Here is a 658-nt window from a genome sequence, read left to right on the forward strand (position 1 = left end):
TCAAATCCATAGTGGTTTATTCTCTTTTTTTTGAAAGAGCATTACACAAATGGATCTATCCGTGTATTGTTTCGCTTTTACTCAAGTTTTTCATGATTTTCGCTTCAAATTCTAGCAGATCGTTCCACTTCTTATCTACTTCTTTTCGGTCGCCATATTGTCTTGCAAAACCTAAAAACATGGTATAATGGTTGGCTTCACTCACCATTAATTTTCGGTAAAACTCGGCCAGTTCTTTGTCCTCAAGTTCTTCAGATAACAAACGGAAGCGCTCACAGCTTCGCGCTTCAATTAAAGCAGCGTAAAGCAGTCTATGGACGAGTTGGGTGGTTCTACTGCCTCCTTTTGGGAAAAAGGTAATGAGTTGAATAACATAATCATCCTTTCGGTCTCTGCCAAGCGTCCATCCTTTTTCAAGAATCCTGTCGTGAACCATTTTAAAATGGCTAATTTCTTCCTTTACCAAGGCCACCATTTCCTGAACCAACGCTGTATATTCAGGAAAACTGACAATTAATGAAATAGCCGTACTGGTCGCTTTTTGCTCACAATAGGCATGGTCTGTTAGAATCTCTTCAATATTTTTTTCGACAATATTAACCCAACGTGGATCTGTAGGTAATTTAAGTCCGAGCATATTTTTATTATCTAGTTAAAG

1 protein-coding gene is annotated in these 658 nt (G+C 38.1%); it reads right to left on the reverse strand.

Features of this window, described 5'->3' with window-relative positions:
- Positions 1–55 precede the first annotated feature (55 nt).
- Complete coding sequence (locus JEM65_RS19125) at positions 56–637, reverse strand: tRNA-(ms[2]io[6]A)-hydroxylase (RefSeq protein WP_199603051.1); 582 nt, start codon at positions 635–637, stop codon at positions 56–58.
- Positions 638–658 lie beyond the last annotated feature (21 nt).

It is taken from the genome of Gelidibacter salicanalis, from assembly GCF_016469035.1.
Lineage (GTDB): Bacteria > Bacteroidota > Bacteroidia > Flavobacteriales > Flavobacteriaceae > Gelidibacter > Gelidibacter salicanalis_A.

What these genes read in the sequence shown, in the direction of transcription:
- JEM65_RS19125 (WP_199603051.1), bottom strand. Translation starts at nt 637, where the DNA reads ATGCTCGGACTTAAATTACCTACAGATCCACGTTGGGTTAATATTGTC.